The sequence below is a fragment of the Flavobacterium sp. UM26 genome, from assembly GCF_057922445.1.
The window spans coordinates 318121-336120 of the sequence record NZ_JBVHCY010000003.1; the positions used below are offsets into that span (position 1 = coordinate 318121).

The 18000-nt window shown below is 34.2% G+C and carries 20 protein-coding genes; 11 read left to right on the plus strand and 9 right to left on the minus strand.

All coding sequences use genetic code 11. From position 1 onward, the window contains the following. Positions 1–13 precede the first annotated feature (13 nt). From ACZ1AQ_RS05795 to ACZ1AQ_RS05820, 6 genes are all read right to left on the minus strand, one after another. The gene (locus ACZ1AQ_RS05795; protein ID WP_489631998.1) at positions 14–685 is read right to left on the minus strand and encodes a lysoplasmalogenase; all 672 of its coding nucleotides are present in this window, start codon (positions 683–685) and stop codon (positions 14–16) included. A gap of 305 nt (positions 686–990) precedes the next feature. Then, positions 991–2256: a sterol desaturase family protein gene (locus tag ACZ1AQ_RS05800; RefSeq protein ID WP_489631999.1), complete on the minus strand. Its 1266-nt coding sequence runs from the start codon at positions 2254–2256 to the stop codon at positions 991–993. Between the two features lie 91 nt (positions 2257–2347). Then, a complete protein-coding gene (locus ACZ1AQ_RS05805; RefSeq protein ID WP_024982108.1) occupies positions 2348–2623 on the minus strand; it encodes an ATP-dependent Clp protease adaptor ClpS in 276 nt (91 codons plus the stop codon). Positions 2624–2660: 37 nt separating this feature from the next. After that, positions 2661–3494 (minus strand): 50S ribosomal protein L11 methyltransferase, encoded by an 834-nt coding sequence (gene prmA, locus ACZ1AQ_RS05810; RefSeq protein WP_489632000.1) that lies wholly within the window; start codon positions 3492–3494, stop codon positions 2661–2663. A 282-nt stretch (positions 3495–3776) separates the two neighbouring features. Then, positions 3777–3980, minus strand: a complete 204-nt coding sequence (locus ACZ1AQ_RS05815; protein ID WP_300979225.1) for a helix-turn-helix domain-containing protein — start codon at positions 3978–3980, stop codon at positions 3777–3779. Between the two features lie 2 nt (positions 3981–3982). Next, complete coding sequence (locus ACZ1AQ_RS05820; RefSeq protein WP_078212792.1) at positions 3983–4525, minus strand: DUF2975 domain-containing protein; 543 nt, start codon at positions 4523–4525, stop codon at positions 3983–3985. Positions 4526–4789: 264 nt separating this feature from the next. On the opposite strand from ACZ1AQ_RS05820, the gene nadC reads away from it, so the two are divergent. The 4 genes from nadC (at position 4790) to priA (ending at position 9889) form a co-directional block, all read left to right on the plus strand. Continuing rightward, entirely contained in the window at positions 4790–5647 is an 858-nt protein-coding gene (nadC, locus tag ACZ1AQ_RS05825; RefSeq protein ID WP_489632001.1) for a carboxylating nicotinate-nucleotide diphosphorylase, read from the plus strand. Between the two features lie 22 nt (positions 5648–5669). After that, positions 5670–6629 carry a YihY/virulence factor BrkB family protein gene (locus ACZ1AQ_RS05830; protein ID WP_489632002.1) on the plus strand — a complete coding sequence of 320 codons (960 nt, stop codon included), beginning with the start codon at positions 5670–5672 and terminating at the stop codon, positions 6627–6629. A gap of 230 nt (positions 6630–6859) precedes the next feature. Next, a complete protein-coding gene (locus tag ACZ1AQ_RS05835; RefSeq protein WP_489632003.1) occupies positions 6860–7291 on the plus strand; it encodes a DUF2147 domain-containing protein in 432 nt (143 codons plus the stop codon). Positions 7292–7438: 147 nt separating this feature from the next. Next, entirely contained in the window at positions 7439–9889 is a 2451-nt protein-coding gene (priA, locus tag ACZ1AQ_RS05840) for a replication restart helicase PriA (protein WP_489632004.1), read from the plus strand. Positions 9890–9901: 12 nt separating this feature from the next. Here the strand turns inward: priA and ACZ1AQ_RS05845 are convergent, their stop codons facing one another. After that, complete coding sequence (locus ACZ1AQ_RS05845; RefSeq protein ID WP_489632005.1) at positions 9902–10597, minus strand: LytR/AlgR family response regulator transcription factor; 696 nt, start codon at positions 10595–10597, stop codon at positions 9902–9904. 167 nt (positions 10598–10764) lie between these two features. Here ACZ1AQ_RS05845 and rpsF point away from each other — a divergent pair, with 167 nt between their 5' ends. The 5 genes from rpsF (at position 10765) to ligA (ending at position 14578) form a co-directional block, all read left to right on the plus strand. Further along, positions 10765–11106, plus strand: coding sequence for a 30S ribosomal protein S6 (gene rpsF / locus ACZ1AQ_RS05850; RefSeq protein ID WP_159684735.1), 342 nt, complete (start codon positions 10765–10767; stop codon positions 11104–11106). 5 nt (positions 11107–11111) lie between these two features. Continuing rightward, the gene (gene rpsR, locus ACZ1AQ_RS05855; RefSeq protein ID WP_159684738.1) at positions 11112–11408 is read left to right on the plus strand and encodes a 30S ribosomal protein S18; all 297 of its coding nucleotides are present in this window, start codon (positions 11112–11114) and stop codon (positions 11406–11408) included. 71 nt (positions 11409–11479) lie between these two features. Next, complete coding sequence (gene rplI / locus ACZ1AQ_RS05860) at positions 11480–11923, plus strand: 50S ribosomal protein L9 (protein WP_489632006.1); 444 nt, start codon at positions 11480–11482, stop codon at positions 11921–11923. 110 nt (positions 11924–12033) lie between these two features. Further along, positions 12034–12507, plus strand: a complete 474-nt coding sequence (locus tag ACZ1AQ_RS05865) for a DUF6495 family protein (RefSeq protein ID WP_489632007.1) — start codon at positions 12034–12036, stop codon at positions 12505–12507. A 70-nt stretch (positions 12508–12577) separates the two neighbouring features. After that, a complete protein-coding gene (gene ligA, locus ACZ1AQ_RS05870; protein WP_489632008.1) occupies positions 12578–14578 on the plus strand; it encodes an NAD-dependent DNA ligase LigA in 2001 nt (666 codons plus the stop codon). A gap of 213 nt (positions 14579–14791) precedes the next feature. Here ligA and ACZ1AQ_RS05875 read toward each other — a convergent pair whose 3' ends face one another. Continuing rightward, on the minus strand, positions 14792–15709 hold the full coding sequence (locus ACZ1AQ_RS05875) for a bifunctional metallophosphatase/5'-nucleotidase (RefSeq protein WP_489632009.1): 918 nt from the start codon (positions 15707–15709) through the stop codon (positions 14792–14794). A 53-nt stretch (positions 15710–15762) separates the two neighbouring features. Next, positions 15763–16542 carry a 5'-nucleotidase C-terminal domain-containing protein gene (locus ACZ1AQ_RS05880; protein WP_489632010.1) on the minus strand — a complete coding sequence of 260 codons (780 nt, stop codon included), beginning with the start codon at positions 16540–16542 and terminating at the stop codon, positions 15763–15765. Positions 16543–16568: 26 nt separating this feature from the next. Here ACZ1AQ_RS05880 and ACZ1AQ_RS05885 point away from each other — a divergent pair, with 26 nt between their 5' ends. Beyond that, complete coding sequence (locus ACZ1AQ_RS05885) at positions 16569–17108, plus strand: DUF6913 domain-containing protein (RefSeq protein ID WP_489632011.1); 540 nt, start codon at positions 16569–16571, stop codon at positions 17106–17108. Positions 17109–17115: 7 nt separating this feature from the next. After that, on the plus strand, positions 17116–17991 hold the full coding sequence (gene dapA, locus ACZ1AQ_RS05890; protein WP_489632012.1) for a 4-hydroxy-tetrahydrodipicolinate synthase: 876 nt from the start codon (positions 17116–17118) through the stop codon (positions 17989–17991). The last annotated feature ends 9 nt before the right edge of the window (positions 17992–18000 follow it).

Consider the following 18000-nt stretch of genomic DNA (forward strand, 5'->3'; position numbering starts at 1 on the left):
TGTGCTGAAAAGACTACTTTTTTTGGTTTAGGCGAAGTAGGCCCGAAACTATAAGATACTGTGCCAAGATGTAAGTGCTCATAATCCAAAAACCTGATTGAGCTATGGGGTGGTAGAATTTATTAATAGCCAAAATACTGTCCGAAAGCACAAAGAAAATAGCGCCTGCTAGGATAAAATAAGCAGCTGGTTTTTCCCAAGTCAAACTTCCTTTATAAACAACAAAGAGCATTGTAGTAATAACAGCAGCATAAACCATCACAGGGATTTGCAAAGGGCCTAATTTCGGAAACAATAGACCAACCATACCAAAGAAGTAACCAAGAATCAGGATAGCTCCTAGATACAAAACAACGGAAGTACCTTTAAGTGCTGATTTGGGTTGTCTGCTAAAAAGGATAATGTAAAGGATGTGAGAAAGTAAAAAGGAAACCAATCCCAAAATGAAATAAATTTCGGCTTTGTCTGCAAACATCAAAATGATATCTCCTATCCAAGAAAACAATAAAGCGCTTAGCAATAATTTTTTGCCTTGGAAATCGGCTGTAAGGAGAACAGTTCCTAGCAAAAAGGGCAACAAAAAAGGCTTTAAATACCAGTTAACAGTATCTAGTCCAATAAAAGGTAATAATAAGTAGAGTATACTAAAAATAAGGTAGCTGTTAAGGATGCTGTATGTTTTCATAAGACACAAGAAGTAATAAGCAGTCTATGCGACTACGGAATGGAAATTAAATTAGTTTGGAATAAAACCATTAGGTGAAATTGTTTTTTAACACTTCTATGCTTCAGTTCTAGATAGAAGCATAGAATTTATAGTTTTTAGAAAGATAAATAGATGTTTTACTAATTGCATAGCTTATCTATTGTGGGAAATAGTGCTATTTCTGTTTTTTCTTAGTTGATTTGCTTTTAATCTATGCTGCTCCTATGTGGTTAAATTTTGTTTAATTAGAATTTCACCCAACGGGTTAAAATATGTTAAAGCAACTAGGCGAGTGCTATTTTTTCTTTTTCAAAATCAACAGCCACAAAGTAAATACTCATAGCAAGGGAAATCGAAAAATACCCAATTAAAATAAAGGTACTCACAGGTAATAAATTAGATAATCCAAACCAATCACCATAAAAATAGAGCAGCCCCATAGCAAAAAGGAATCGTAAAGCTTCCCAAAATACAGCTGTTTTTCGGGCATCCATCAATTCGGTGTAACTGTAAACGGTTACAAAGATAAAGGCGCCATACACAAATACGTGTGGTAAGCCAATCGTTCCTATTGAATCATACATATAGGTAATCAAAAGCAAAGTAACCAAGGCTTGAAAAATAGACCAGTACATCAGTTTTTTAGAATGCTGAGTCCCATATTTTTCAAAATGATAGACATCGCTAATTTTAGTAACAGGATATTTTTCTTCAAAATTTTCTGGACGCCAACCGGTTGGTTTGAACCAAATGGTGAGTTTGTCTTTCCAATTTTCGGCACGCCAAGCATCCGAAATAAGCAATCCTAAATGCTGAAAATTAATTCGGATAGGATTCCAAGTTTGTGCAGGTCGGGTAATTCCAAAAACAGGAGGGACTTCATCCAATTCTTCTTGGAAAGTGCCAAAGAGTTTGTCCCAAAAAATGAAGATTTGGGAATGATTCTTATCAATATATTCTGGATTGATGGCGTGATGCACTCTATGATGAGAGGGTGTTACTAATATTTTTTCTAAAAAGCCCATTTTTTTGATGTGTTTGGTATGGTACCAAAACTGCAAGAACAAGTGAATGGGTAAGGTAACGGCAATAACGACTGAAGGAACTCCCAAGACTGCTGCTGGAATCAACAAAAACGTAAAGAGATTGACAAAACTAGAAATAGTTTGACGCAGCGCGCAAGCCAAATTGAATTCCTCACTACTGTGATGAATAGCGTGTTTGTTCCATAAAAAATTAATTTGATGCGCCCATCGGTGCGACCAATATCCGTAAAAATCAATACAAATAAAGGCAATGATATACGCCCAAACAGTGGCTTCCAAATGAAATAGGGCAATATGGGCTTCAAGCCATTCATAAGTTAGAATGGAAACACTAATCCCCAAAACATCTTTGACCGAATTGGTCATTCCTGAACTTACACTTGAAACTGTATCCATATAAGGTGCAGTGTCATAACCTTTAAAATGCCCGTAGATTTTTTCAATCGCAATGAGTAGTAAAAATATAGGCATTACTAATACCAATATTTTGCCGTATTCTTCCATAAAGTGCTTTTTTTTTACCAAATATATAAAAAAGAAAAAGCAGAACTACCAATACTATTGATAATTCTGCTTTTTTATGAAAGTTTTTTTCTTAGACTATTTCAGCGTTTAAACCTGCCGCCAATAGTTTCGTACACTGCGGTTTCAATTTGTCATAAGGTCCTGTTTTTACAGTGCATTTTCCGTTATAGTGAATGATTAACGAGCATTGTTCTGCTTGCTCAGGGGTGTGATCACAAACTCGAATTAAAGTCTCAATTACGTGGTCAAAAGTGTTAACATCGTCATTGTATACTATAATTTCATTGTTGAGTCCCATCAATTCCTTGATATTGACTTTTTCTCTTACTTTTTCTTTAGTACTCATAATGCTGTGTTTTGATACTAGGAATGGTGTAAAATATTTATTTATTATATTTAAGCGAAACCCAATTGTTTCTTTGTAGTTTTTTTACAAAAGTTAGTCCTTTTTCTGTACAAGAAGCGTCTAAGAACGGAATGTCTTCTTCATAAAAACCACTTAATAGTAAGGTGCCTTTTGGATTCAAACAATCAACATAACTTTGCATATCGTTCAATAAAATATTTCTGTTGATGTTCGCAATTATCAAATCGTATTGTTTGCCAGCGAGTAAAGCAGCATCACCTTCGTAAACGCTAATGTGTTCACAATTATTGCGTTGTGCGTTTTCTATGGAATTTAAATAACACCAATTGTCGATATCGATAGCATCAATGGGTTGAGCTCCTTTCATTTCGGCTAAAATGGCCAAAATAGCAGTACCACATCCCATATCTAGTGTTTTTAAACCGGCAACATCCATATCGAGTAGGTGCTGAATCATCATATGTGTGGTTTCGTGATGGCCTGTACCAAAACTCATTTTCGGTTCGATGACAATATCAAATTCGGCATCTGTTTTTGGGTGAAAAGGAGCTCGTACATGGCATTTTCCGTCTACATCAATTGGGTCAAAGTTTTTTTCCCATTCTTCGTTCCAATTGATTTGTTCGATTTCTTCGAAGGTATAGCTAATCTTGAATTCTTCGGATTGTAGAATAAAAACATCCTCTAAAATAGTTTCGTCCCAAAGGTCTTTTTGAACGAAGGCGTCAATTCCTGTTTCAGTTTCAGTAAAGCTTTCGAATGCTTTTTCGCCCAATTCGGCAATTAGAATTTCTGAACCTAATTCTTTGGGTTCAATAGTAAAATGGTATCCTATGTAACTATTTGACATCTTTCAATTTTTTTGCAAAGGTACTATTTCTGTAATGAAGCTACGTTAAAAATATCAAAAAGCTATTATCTTGATTATTAGGAATAAAACCAAAAAAGCAACAATGCTGCTCCTTAGCCTTGATCGCAGCGGCATCCTTTGTCTTTTTTCTTTAAAAAGACAAAGATATAGCGGAGAGCAAGTATCCTGCTAACAAATAAGCCTTTTGTTTTGTGCTCCTAAAAAAAGAAACCTCGACTTGTTAAATATATAAGTCGAGGTTTTGTGATGGTTTGAGAAAGGTTATTTTTTATATTCAAGTAAATCGCCAGGTTCGCAATCTAAGGCTTTGCAGAGGGCCTCGAGGGTACTAAAACGAATGGCTTTGGCTTTGCCTGTTTTTAAAATCGAAAGATTGGAGAGCGTTAAATCTACTTTTTCGGATAGCTCGTTGAGTGACATTTTTCTTTTGGCCATCATTACATCTAGGTTGACTACTATAGGCATAATTATATGGTTAATTCGTTATCGGATTGGATTTCGATGCCTCTTTTGAAGATTTTTGCTATCAGAAATAAGATGATGCCCATAAAAAACCAAACATCGCCTCCGCCTACTGCGAATGTACTTAAGTCAGGAAGGCTAATGGGTTTTTCTTGCAGCCATTTCAAGTAGTTGAGACCGTAATTGGAGAAAAAGGCGATTACTACACTTAAACCGCTTAAGGTTAAGAGAAAATGATACATTTTTGTGCTGAAGGGCTGGTAGAGATTGAGGTTTTTATCGTGCAATAGTTTTACGATAACAAAAAAAAGTACGGCTTTTAAGGTAGTAACGATACTTAACAGTAGCATCACTACACCATAATGTCCTGGGTCAAATTGATAGAGTGCTTTTAGACTCAAAAAATTGGCGTTGTACGAATTGATGGTGAAGGTGTAAATGCCATTAAAAATGTACATTCCCGACTCAATGCAAATGCCAACAAAAAGTAAAAGGGCTACATAAAATAGAATTTTGAGTAGCTGTTCGGTGCTAATTCTGATTTCCATAACAGTTTGTTTTTTTAGGTTTGTTGATTCAAAAATAATAAAAATTTATTGATAAACAATAAAAATTTATTATTTTAATTCATTTGAATGAAAATATTAATTCGGAAAATAGTGAAAATGAAGGATTTAAAAAAAGTTGTAATCCTAATGAAAACCCTTGTTTTTGCTGGTTTTTTTTCGGGGAATTTTGATAGTTTATTTTGGTTTTTAGACTAGCTTTTGCCATCGTTTTTGATTAATTTAGCGCCACAAAATAATAAGAGAATGATTTCAGAAGCACAGTTTCAACAAGAGTTACAATTGTTTATTGCCAATGGTATTCGTGAAGATGTTGGTCCAGGGGATTACAGCTCCTTAGCTTGTATTCCTTCATCGGCCACAGGAAAAGCAAAATTGTTAGTAAAAGAAGATGGAATAATTGCAGGTGTTACCTTGGCCAAAATGATTTTTCATTATGTTGACCCTTCCTTACAAATAGAAACTTTTATACAAGACGGAACGCCTGTGCGTTATGGAGATGTGGTTTTTCACGTTTCAGGAAGTTCGCAATCTATATTAAAATCAGAGCGTTTGGTGTTGAATACTATGCAACGAATGTCAGCCATTGCGACGAAAACCAACAGTTATGTTCGTTTGTTAGCAGGTACGAAAACTCAAATATTAGATACTCGTAAAACTACGCCAGGATTTCGTGCTGCCGAAAAATGGGCAGTAACCATTGGGGGTGGAGTGAACCATCGATTTGCTTTATATGATATGATTATGCTCAAAGACAATCATATCGATTTTGCCGGAGGCATCACAAAAGCTATCGACAAAACAAAAGCCTATTTAAAGGAAAACAACTTAGACTTAAAAATCATCGTCGAAGCTAGAGATTTAGCTGAAATTGATGAAATTTTAAAGTCTGAGGGTATTTACAGAATTTTGATAGACAACTTTAATTACGAGGATACCCGTAAAGCAGTGGCTATGATTAACGGCAAATGCCAGTCCGAATCTTCAGGAAATATTAACGAAACGACTATTAGCGAATATGCAGCTTGTGGTGTGGATTTTATATCTTCTGGAGCGTTAACACACTCAGTGTACAATATGGATTTGAGTTTGAAAGCCATTTGATTGCATAAAAAAAGATATTCAAATGACCCCAAAAAATAAAGTTCCTTTTGAAATTTTAGTCAAAAACAAAATCAAAGCGAATGGCTTGGTTCGTAAATTGATGCATTTCTTGCAAAGCCAAAAACTCCTTTGGCTAGAAGAGGTTTCACTATATGACTTCTTGCGTTCTTATATAGTGGGCGTTTTAAACGGAAAGTTAAACGTTAGGGCAGGAGCTATCGCGTTTAGTTTTTTTATGGCATTATTTCCTTTCGCTCTTTATATTTTAAACTTAATTCCTTATATTCCAATTCAAGGCTTTCAAAATGATTTTTTGCGATTTGTAGAACAAAGCGTACCACCCAATACCTATGATGCAATTGCTGGAATCATTGATGATATTCTGAATAACAGCCACTCGGGATTGTTGTCATCTGGATTTATTTTATCTATTTTTTTAATGGCCAATGGTTTAAATGCTATCCTTGGAGGGTTTGAAGAATCAAGACATGTAACAGAGAAGCGTGGTTTTATTGACCAGTACCTTGTGGCAATTGGAATGTCCATTTTCCTGTCTTTTTTATTGATTTTTACAGTGGCCATTATCGTAGTTTTCGAAGTTTTCATCCAAAAATCGAAAATACAAGATGTACTAAGTGACAATATTCCGCTCATTCAACTCGGACGTTACTTGTTCCTTTCATTGATGATTTTGTTTACTACTTCTATATTATTGCGATTCGGAATCAAACAAAGACACAAACCTAAATTCATTTCAGTAGGTTCTGTTTTTACTACTATTTTAATCATTATTTCTTCTTACGGCTTTGGAATTTGGGTAGTGAAATTTTCCAAATACAACGAATTGTACGGCTCTATCGGTACACTTTTAATTCTTATGTTTTACATCTGGATTAACTGCATGTTGCTCTTGCTTGGTTTTGAGCTCAATGCAATTATTCAGTCCCATCGCAACCAAATAAAATCAAAAAAAACGTTATAGTTGTGTTATAAATACGACAAACTGTTTTATTTTTGAATAAATTTGGAACTCCAAAAGTCCTTTTTACAAATAAGAAAATGTTCTTTTTGGAGCTATTTGCTTCGCCAGTTCGCGATGCTTGTGTCCTGCTGTACGCTATATCTTGCTTGCTCTCTAAAGAAGAGACCAAAAAAGGATGCCGCTTCCATCAGGGCTATAAAAAATATAAAAAACCAAGAAATTAATAACAAATGAGAAAAATCATTCTAGTAGCAAGTGTTCTGTGCTTTGCAGTAGTAACAACCGTTCGTAGCCAATCTGTAATTGGTAAATGGAAAACCATCGATGACGAAACAGGAAAACCAAAATCTATCGTAGAAGTATATGAAAAATCTGGAAAGATTTATGGTAAAATTGTGGATATTTTGGATCCCCAAAAAAAAGACAAACTATGTACAGAGTGTACAGGAGATGAAAAAAATAAACCTGTTTTAGGAATGGTTATTGTAAAAGGGCTTCAAAAAGACGCTGAAGAATTCAACGGAGGTAGTATTACAGACCCGGTAACAGGAAAGAAATACAAATGTTTTATTACGCTTGAAGGTAAAGATAAATTAAAAGTAAGAGGTTATATAGGTTTTTCTTTAATCGGAAGAACGCAATACTGGCATAGAGTAAAATAGTTTTTTGCTCAATAAGAGATACCCTTGTAACTCAAAGTTCAGATTATAATTTGAAATAGAGTTCTAAGGGTGTTTTTTTATTATTTTTGGTGCCTAGCCAATACAGTAATCATTCAAAAATTGTCGCTTGACAAAATTCTAAACCACATGTTCTTCGTAGAAGTAATTTTGCCATTAGCTTTAGCTAAAACCTTTACCTATAAAGTCTCGGAAACCGAATACCATTTCATAAAAAAGGGTATGCGTTTGGCGGTGCCTTTTGGTAAAAGCAAAATTTACACCGCAATTGCAGTCGAATTACATCAAAATGAACCAGCTTTATATCAAGCCAAAGAAATTCATCAAATCCTCGATCACGAGCCTATTGTAACACCAATTCAAATTGAACATTGGTTTTGGATTGCTTCCTATTATATGTGTAGTATTGGTGATGTGTACAAAAATGCAATGCCTAATGCTTTGCTTTTAGAAAGCGAAACAGTGGTTACAGCCCAATTATCAACTTTTGTTGATGAAATGCAGCTTTCAGATGATGAGTTTTTGGTGTATCAAGCATTGCAACAACAAAGTTCGTTAAAAATAGATGATATTATTGCTGTATTGAATAAAAAGAATGTTTTTCCAATTATTCATAAAATGATTGATAAAAACATACTGATTTTACAAGAAGAAATATCCGAAAGTTACAAACCTAAGTTGGTACGCTATATTCGTTTGCATCCTCAATATGATTCACAAGATGGTTTAACTGCTTTATTAGATCAATTAAAAAATGCTCATAAACAGAAAGAAATTGTTCTACAGTATTTTCAATTGAATGCTTCAGAGAAAAAACCAATTTCAATCAAAAAATTGGTTGAATCTGCAAAAGTTGCTTCTACAACGATTAAGGCTTTGGTAGATAAAGGTGTGTTTGAAGAATACTATGTTCAACAAGATCGAGTTGTCTATTCTGGAGAAGTTTCTTCACAAGGACTGCGGTTAAGCGTTTCGCAGCAAGCTGCTTTTGATGCTATTCAAAATCAGTTTTCTCAAAAAGAGGTTTGCTTGCTTCACGGGGTTACGGCTAGTGGGAAAACAGAAATATATATTAAATGGATTGAAACTTTTTTGGCTAAAGGAATGCAGGTATTGTATTTGTTGCCAGAAATAGCGTTAACAACTCAATTAGTGGGGCGTTTGAGGTTGTATTTTGGGGAAAAAGTAGCTGTTTTTCATTCAAAATACAACAACAATGAACGTGTTGAAGTTTGGCAACAGGTTTTGAATAATTCTGAAAAAGCTCAGATTGTAATTGGAGCTCGGTCGGCATTATTCCTACCTTTTCAGCAATTAGGAGGTATAATTGTTGATGAAGAGCATGAACAAACCTTCAAGCAAACCGATCCTTCGCCACGATTTCATGCTCGTGACTCAGCTATTGTTTTGGCTAATTTTCATAAATCTAAAGTGCTTTTAGGGTCTGCAACGCCAAGTTTGGAGACTTACTATAATACACAAACGGCTAAATACGGATTGGTTACACTTAAAGAACGATTTGGTAATAGTCAAATGCCAGTTATAGAGTTGGTTGATTTAAAGGATAAGTATTTTCGTAAGCGAATGAAAGGTCATTTTAGTGATACCCTAATTGAAGCAATAGGTGTTGCATTGTCGTTGGGAGAGCAAGTGATTTTGTTTCAAAATCGGAGAGGATTTTCTCCAGTGATTGAATGTATGACTTGTGGTCATATCCCTCAATGTCCACAATGTGATGTGAGTTTGACCTATCATAAATTTAAAAATCAGTTACGCTGCCATTATTGTGGATATGCCATTGGGAAGCCTACCAATTGTCATTCGTGTTCAAGTATCGATTTGACAACAAAAGGATTTGGTACTGAGCAAATAGAACTCGAATTGTTGTCATTGTTTCCAAATGCTAAATGTGGAAGAATGGATCAAGATACAACTAGAGGAAAATACGGTTTTGAAAAGATAATAGATAGTTTTAAAAATCAAGAAATTGATATTTTGGTAGGAACTCAAATGTTAGCCAAAGGTTTGGATTTTGATAATGTTAGTTTAGTTGGAATTATGAATGCGGATACAATGTTGTATCATCCTGACTTCAGAGCTTTTGAACGTAGTTTTCAAATGATGACGCAGGTGGCTGGTCGTTCCGGAAGAGCTGAAAAACAAGGAAAGGTTATTATTCAGACCTATAATCCGTTACATAATACCATTCAACAAGTCACTAGAAATGATTTTGAAGGCATGTATAAGGAGCAGTTATATGACAGGCAAATCTATAAATATCCGCCTTATTATAGATTGATTAAAATAACATTGAAGCATCGAGATTTTGACAAACTAAAAGAAGGTTCGATGTGGTTATATCAAGTGATGAGTCAGTCTTTAGCTATGCCTGTTTTAGGTCCAGAGGAACCTGCTGTCAATAGAATTAGAAATGAGTATATTAGAACTATAATGATTAAAATCCCTCAAGATAAACCTATCGGTGGGACAAAAAAAATGCTTCAAAAAGTGCTAAATAGTTTTGAAGCTGTGGCTCAATACAGAGCAATTAAAGTGAGTACAAATGTAGATTTTTATTAATTCAGGTAAGTTTTAGGACATAGATAAAGCTCTTACTAAATCTTCTTTTTTATTCCGACTTAATGGAATTTTGGTTACTCCAATTTCAGCAAATTTGCTATTGAAACGATCTATCTTGTCAATGTTGACAATATAGGATTTGTGAACACGAATAAATTTATCTTTACTCAAATCGTTCTCGAAGGATTTCATGGTAGAGAGAACTAAATTGCTATCTTCTTCAGTGACTACTCTTACGTAATCACCGTATGCTTCAATCCATTTGATTTTTGAAGTAAAAACTTTTAGTTTCTTCAGATTACTTTTGATGAAGATGTGTTCTCCTTCTTCTTCTTTGTTTTCGGTTCTTAATAAGTGTAAGTCGATAGCTCTTTTTACAGAAGCATTAAACCGTTCTAGAGCTATGGGTTTTTGTAAGTAATCTGTTGCGTCATAATCAAAAGCCTTCATAGCATATTCTGCTTTTGAGGTGATGAAAATGATTTGGGGTTTTGTTTTTAACCCATCCAAAAAGTCAAATCCACTTATAACAGGCATTTCAATGTCAAGAAAAATCAAATCCACTGTATGGATTGACATACAGTTTTTTGCCTCTATTGCATTTGAAAAATCGCCTATCAAGTGTAAATGTTGATGATTATTAACTAATTTAGCTATGATCATTCGTTGGATGGAACTATCATCAACAACAACACAGTTTAGTTTCATAATTAGGCTCTTTAAAAATTTGGTTAGGTAAATATATTTTTTTTTATTATGTAAAACAAATTTACAAACATAAATTTTGCACTTTGTCGATTATTTCAAAAATACATTTGTGTAATAAAATAAAAACACTACTTTTGCACCCAAATTAACAAATAAATAATTTATTTATGAATCATTATGAAACTGTTTTCATTTTAAATCCCGTTTTATCTGAGGTTCAGGTAAAGGAAACAGTAAGCAAATTTGAAGAATTTCTTACTAGTAGAGGAGCTGAAATGGTATCGAAAGAAGACTGGGGTCTTAAAAAAATGGCTTACGAAATTCAAAACAAAAAAAGTGGTTTTTACCATTTATTTGAATACAAAGTAGCTGGTGAGGTTTTACTTCCATTCGAAACTGAATTTAGACGTGACGAGCGTGTAATGCGTTTCTTAACTGTTGCTCTAGACAAACATGCTATTTCTTGGGCTGAAAGAAGAAGAGCAAAACTTAAATCTACTAAAGCTTAATTATCATGGCAACATTACAACAATCTGCTTCAGGAAAAAAAGACGGAGATATCAGATATCTAACGCCTTTGAACATAGAAATCAATAAAACTAAAAAGTATTGTCGTTTCAAAAAATCAGGTATCAAATATGTAGACTACAAAGATGCTGATTTCTTATTGAAATTTGTGAATGAACAAGGTAAAATCTTACCTCGTCGTTTAACAGGTACTTCATTGAAATACCAAAGAAAAGTGTCTGTAGCTGTAAAAAGAGCACGTCACTTAGCTTTAATGCCATATGTGGCTGATTTATTAAAATAATAATTAATTAATTAATAGTTGTTGGTTTTCGGTAAAATGAAACCTAACTTCTGCAATATAAGGACAACAACATGGAACTTATTTTAAGAAAAGATGTGCAAAACTTAGGTTTTAAAGATGATATCGTAACTGTAAAAAATGGTTATGGTCGTAACTATTTAATTCCTCAAGGATTTGCTCACTTGGCTACTGCTTCTGCAAAAAAAGTATTAGCTGAGAATTTAAAGCAAAGAGCTCACAAAGAAGCTAAAATCGTTGCTGATGCTAAAGCTACTGCTGAAGCATTAAAAGCATTAGAAATTAAAATAGCTGCAAAAGCTGGTGGTGAAAAATTATTCGGTTCTATCACAAACATTGACATTGCTGCTGCTTTAGCAAATGCAGGTCAAGAAATTGATCGTAAATTTATCACTAGTGGTATCGTAAAACGTATCGGGAAATATACTGCATCTATCCGTTTACACAGAGATGTAATTGTTGAAATTCCTTACGAAATCGTTGCTGAGAAAGCATAATTTCAGATTTAAAATTTTAAAATCCCGATACGTTTTTACTAACGGAATCGGGATTTTTTTATTTTAAAGATGATATATAGTATAAGTGTTTTAGGCTAAATCATAATGATATGAAATATACAAGACTTACAAAAGAACAGTTCGAAGAGTTACACCAAGAATTTACGACTTTTTTAGCAACTCAGTCTATTGATAAAGCAGAATGGGATACCATCAAAAGAGATAAACCAGAGGTAGCCGAACAAGAATTGGACGTTTTTTCAGATTTAATTTGGGAGGGTGTGTTAACTAAGGCACAGTTTTTAGAACATTTTTCTAAAAATCATATTTTTCTATTTCAATGTTTTGATACGGAAGTAAAATCAATTGTTCTGAAATCGTTGGTTCCGGAAGTCGATTTTTTGACCAAAGAAGGATTACAATGGCTTTCTGATAATATGTTTACGGATACCATTGAAATGAAAGTGGGTAAAAAAGTATTTACCGAAGAACGAAATTATTCTCTGTTTCAATTAATTCAACAAGGCGCTTTCCTAAGCGATGGACAATTGTTCAATCAAATAAATTCAATTATTGAGTCCTAAAGCTAGCGTGTAATCGATAAAAAGGCTATTTTAGTACCTTGTTTCAATACTAAAATAGCCTTTTTATTTCATGAATATTCAAGATACGATTCAGCAATTGCGTTCCGAATTAAACCAGCATAATTACAATTATTATGTATTGGATCAACCTCAAATTTCGGACTTCGAATTTGACCAAAAATTGAAAGAACTACAAACGTTAGAAGCTTCGCATCCAGAGTTTTTCGACGCTAATTCTCCGACTCAAAGAGTAGGTGGCACAATCACTAAAAACTTTCAAACAGTTGTTCACGATTACCGCATGTATTCCTTGGATAATTCGTATTCTAAAGAAGATGTAGCGGATTGGGAAGCGCGTATTCAGAAATTTTTAGGAAACGTTCCAATTGAATATACTTGTGAATTAAAATATGATGGAGCTTCAATTAGTATTACTTATGAAAATGGACAGTTAACCCGAGCAGTTACGCGAGGTGATGGTTTTCAAGGGGATGATGTAACAAATAATATCAAAACGATCAAATCAATTCCTTTACAATTGAAAGGAAATTATCCAGTTCATTTTGCTATTCGTGGGGAAATTATCTTGCCTTTTGCTGGTTTTGAAAAAATGAACCAAGAGTTGATAGAAATTGGTGAAACTCCATATTCCAACCCCAGAAATACAGCTTCAGGAAGTTTGAAATTGCAAGACAGCTCAGAAGTGGCTAAACGACCATTGGATTGTTTGTTGTATTCATTAGTTGGAAATAATTTACCTTTTCAATCTCAGTTTGAGGGCTTACAGGCAGCTAGAGATTGGGGGTTCAAGGCGCCAAAGGAAGCTAAACTAGCCAAAAATATAAACGAAGTTTTTGAATTCATTGACTATTGGGATGTGCATCGTCATCAACTCCCTTATGAAACTGATGGAGTAGTGATCAAAGTAAATGCTTTGTCATATCAGGACGAGCTAGGCTATACTGCAAAATCTCCTCGTTGGGCGATAGCTTATAAATTCAAATCTGAACAGGTTAGTACCAAATTGAATTCAATTTCGTATCAGGTGGGACGTACAGGTGCTATTACGCCAGTTGCTAATTTAGAACCAGTACAATTGGCAGGAACTGTTGTGAAACGCGCTTCCTTGCACAACGCCGACCAAATAGAAAAATTGGATATACGAATTGGAGACACAGTTTTTGTAGAAAAAGGAGGGGAGATAATCCCAAAAATCATTGCTGTTGATTTGGATAAGCGTCCTGAACATTCGGAAATAACGCATTATATTACAAATTGCCCAGAATGCCAAACTGCTTTGGTTCGTACTGAAGGCGAAGCCAATCATTATTGCCCTAATTTTTATGGTTGTCCTCCTCAAATCATTGGTAGAATTCAACATTTTATTTCCCGTAAGGCAATGGATATTGAAGGTTTGGGTGGTGAAACAGTGGCTTTATTATACAATAATGGTTTGGTTCATAACTATGCCGATTTATATGATTTGACAGTGGATCAAGTGTTGCCGCTGGAAAGAATGGCTCAGAAATCTGCAGAGAATTTAGTTAATGGTGTAGCTAAATCAAAGGAAATTCCTTTTGAAAGTGTTTTGTTTGCTTTGGGAATTCGTTTTGTGGGGGAAACGGTTGCAAAAAAATTGGCCAAGCACTACAAAACGATTACGGCTTTAGAGCAAGCTACTCTTGAGGATTTGATTTTGGTGGATGAGATTGGAGAACGAATTGCCAAAAGCGTAATCGAATTTTTTGCAAATGAAGAAAATAGAGTAATTATTGAAAGATTGAGATTGCAGGGTGTTCAAATGGAAATTGTTGAAAAAGTAAATCCTAATGCTACAACTAAGTTTTTAGGAAAAACCTTTGTGGTTTCTGGTGTTTTTGAGCAATTTTCTAGAGATGACTTAAAGAAAGCAATTGAAGATAATGGTGGGAAAGTAGGAAGTTCTATCTCATCGAAAACTGACTATGTGGTAGCGGGAGATAACATGGGACCTTCTAAATTAGAAAAAGCTACCAAATTAGGAATTGCTATTGTGTCAGAACAAGATTTTGTCAAAATGCTTGAAGCATAGTTGGATAAGTTCTGAAGAAAGCCTCTTGTTCATGTTGTAGCGGAAATTATTTGTTGCTGGGGCTCGCCACCAAAAATTACTTCGTCAATTCGCTAGCAATTAGTGGCAACCAAGTTTGGGATAACTGTTGTTGAAATGCAGATTTCGTTTAATCCTAAAAAAAAACACCTTTTATTGATGTAAAAGGTGTTTTGTGTTTTGATAGAAATTTGTTTAGACTACTATCGCTTTTCCTTTGGCGATGTTTTGTTTATTATTGTCAAAATAGAAATCGATTCTTCCAAGATGAATACCGTAGCAGCCCACTTGATTAACTAAAACTTCTTGACCTGCAGCATTTTTCACAACAGTTGGTTTGTCCAGAAAAGTGTGGGTATGGCCACCAATAATCAAATCAATGTCTTGTGTTTTTTGAGCCAATTTCAAATCCGAGATTTTGTTTTCGTCACTTTTTTTATAATCATAGCCAAGGTGAGATAGGCAAATTACTAAGTCGCATTTTTCTTCTTTTTTTAAAATGCGAGTCATGTCTTGTGCAATTTCTATTGGATCGTGGTAAACCGTTTCTTTGTAGTTCTTTTTATCTACCAAACCTTGCAGTTCAATACCTAATCCGAAAACGCCAATTTTGATTCCGTCCTTGTGAAAGATTTTGTAGGGTTTGATGTGAGTGTCTAAGGCGGTGTTTTTGAAATCGTAATTGGCTGAAACAAAATCAAAATTTGCATGAGGCAATTGAGAATAAAAACCTTCAATACCATTGTCAAAATCGTGATTGCCCAAAGTGGCAAGATCATACTTCATCATACTCATTAATTTCAGCTCCAATTCTCCTCCATAGTAGTTGAAATAAGGTGTTCCTTGGAACACGTCTCCAGCATCTAATAATAAAACGTTTGGATTTTCTTTTCGTATTGATTCAATTAAAGCAGCTCTTCTGGAAACGCCACCCATGTTGGCATTGCGAGGATCATCAGCAGGAAAGGGATCGATATGACTGTGAACATCGTTGGTATGTAGGATAGTTATTTTTTTTATTTCAGGCTTTGCAAAACTCATTAGTGGTAAACTTGGTAACGCTAATAAGGCAGAACTAGCAGCAGTTTTTTGAATAAAATCTCTTCTTTTCATTTTGTATTTTTTACGACTGTTGTAAAGTTTTGTTTTTTATTTACTTTTTGAATTTATTCTACAGTAATTCGTGTTTCTTTTAAAACGGGAATGGTTTTGATTTCTTTGAAATAATCAATCAATACATTTCGTAATTTATAGTTTAGGTCATATGTTTGGATTCCCTTTTGAAAAAAATTCATGTCGTCTCCTCCGTTTGCTAAGTAATCATTTGTGGCTACATAATAAATTTTTGTGGTATCGATTGGGTTTCCTTGGATTTTGATATCTTTAGCTTGATTATTTTTATCGATAGTAAAAGTTAAACCTGATAACGGTTGTGCCTTTTGAGTTTTGATAAAATAACGAATCATATCCATAACAACTTCGCCGTTCATAGCAATCACTACTAAGCTGTTTTCGAATGGCATGATCTGAAAAGCTGTCCGAGGTGTTACATCACCTTTTGGTAAAGCGGCACGAATACCACCGTGATTCAGTATGCAAATATCAATTTTCTTTTTTTCACGAGCATACAAAATGGTATTGCCTCGAGCTACACAAGCGTCTGCCATTAAGTTGCCCAAGGTAGATTGCCATTTTCCGGTGCTTTTGTCTAATGTTTCGGGGCTGTATGCTAAAACAGTATTTAAGTCTTTGTCGATATGATCTCTATAAGGCGCAGTGTATTTATCTATTTCAGGATTTGAAGCGTAATTATTTGTTACAGGAACACGCTTTCCTTCTATTTTTGTCAAACTGTATGGAGAGGTAGCGCAGGAAAGAATTGAAAAAAATGTTAAGAATATAACAAAAAGTTTTAAAACACCATTATACTTTTTTAAATTTACCATTTGTAATGCGACTTTATTAATTAATTTTGAACCTCAGTAAAAGTAGTATGTTTTTCAATTATTTTAAAGATTATTTCTTAAAAAAGAAATTAAAAAACAGCTTGTCAAATGCTGAAGTGATTCCATCGAATAATAAAGTTCAAACTATTGGAATTCTTGTAGATGAGCGTTCTTTTTTTCAAACATTAGCATTAAAAGAAGCACTAATTGATTATAATTTTTTGGAAAAAAACATTTCAATTGTTGCTTTTAGAGATCCTTTTAAAGTAAAAGAAGTCAATGAATACCCCGTTTTTGGTTGGGAACATATTAATTGGAGTTTTCAAATTCAAGAAGCCTTATTGTTAGATTTTGTGAAGCATCCTTTTGATGTATTGTTGAGTTATTACGATACCAATAACGGATTCTTACAATGGATTACTTCTCAGTCTAAAGCCTCACTCAAAGTTGGTTTTTTTTCAGTAGATAAGCGTTTAAATCATATATTGATCAATACTCAAATCATGAATTACAAAGAATTCGTTCAAGAATTTGTGCGAGTTTTACAATTATTTAATAAAATTTAATACCATTATGCAAGCATTAATAGGCACAGGTGTAGCATTAGTTACGCCATTCAAAACAGATTTTTCAGTAGATGTAGAGGCGTTAAAAAGTATAGTAAACTTTTCAATAGAGAATGGGATAGAATATCTGGTTGTAATGGGGACAACAGCTGAGAATGCTACCCTAAGTGCAGAAGAAAAAGAGTTAGTAATAACCACTGTAGTTGAGACGAACAATGGAAGATTACCACTAGTTTTGGGTGTTGGAGGTAATAATACAACACAGGTTGTCGCTGAGTTACAAACAAGAGATTTATCGGCTTTTACTGCTATCTTATCCGTTTCTCCATATTATAACAAACCTACACAAGAAGGAATTTATCAACATTTTAAAGCGATAGCTGAGGCCTCTCCAATTCCAGTAGTTTTATATAATGTACCTGGGAGAACATCAAGTAATATGTTGCCTTCAACGGTTCTCCGTTTAGCCAAAGATTTTACTAATATTGTTGGAATAAAAGAAGCAGCGGGTGATTTGGTTCAAGCGATGAAGATTATTCAGCACAAACCTGAAGATTTTTTGGTAATTTCTGGCGATGATATGATTGCTTTACCTATGGTTTTGGCTGGTGGAGCTGGCGTGATTTCAGTAATTGGACAAGGTTTTCCTAAAGAATTTTCAGAAATGATTCGTCTTGGGCTGAATAAAAAAGTTGATGCGGCTTTCGAAATCCAATACAAAATTGCGGATAGTATTGATATGATTTTTGAGCAAGGAAATCCAGCGGGGATAAAAGAAATCTTTAAGGCTCTTGGAATTGCTGAAAATGTAGTGCGTTTGCCACTAGTTTCTGTCGATGATTCGCTTTCGAAAAGAATTTATGATTTTGTAAAAAAGTTCTAAATTTAAACA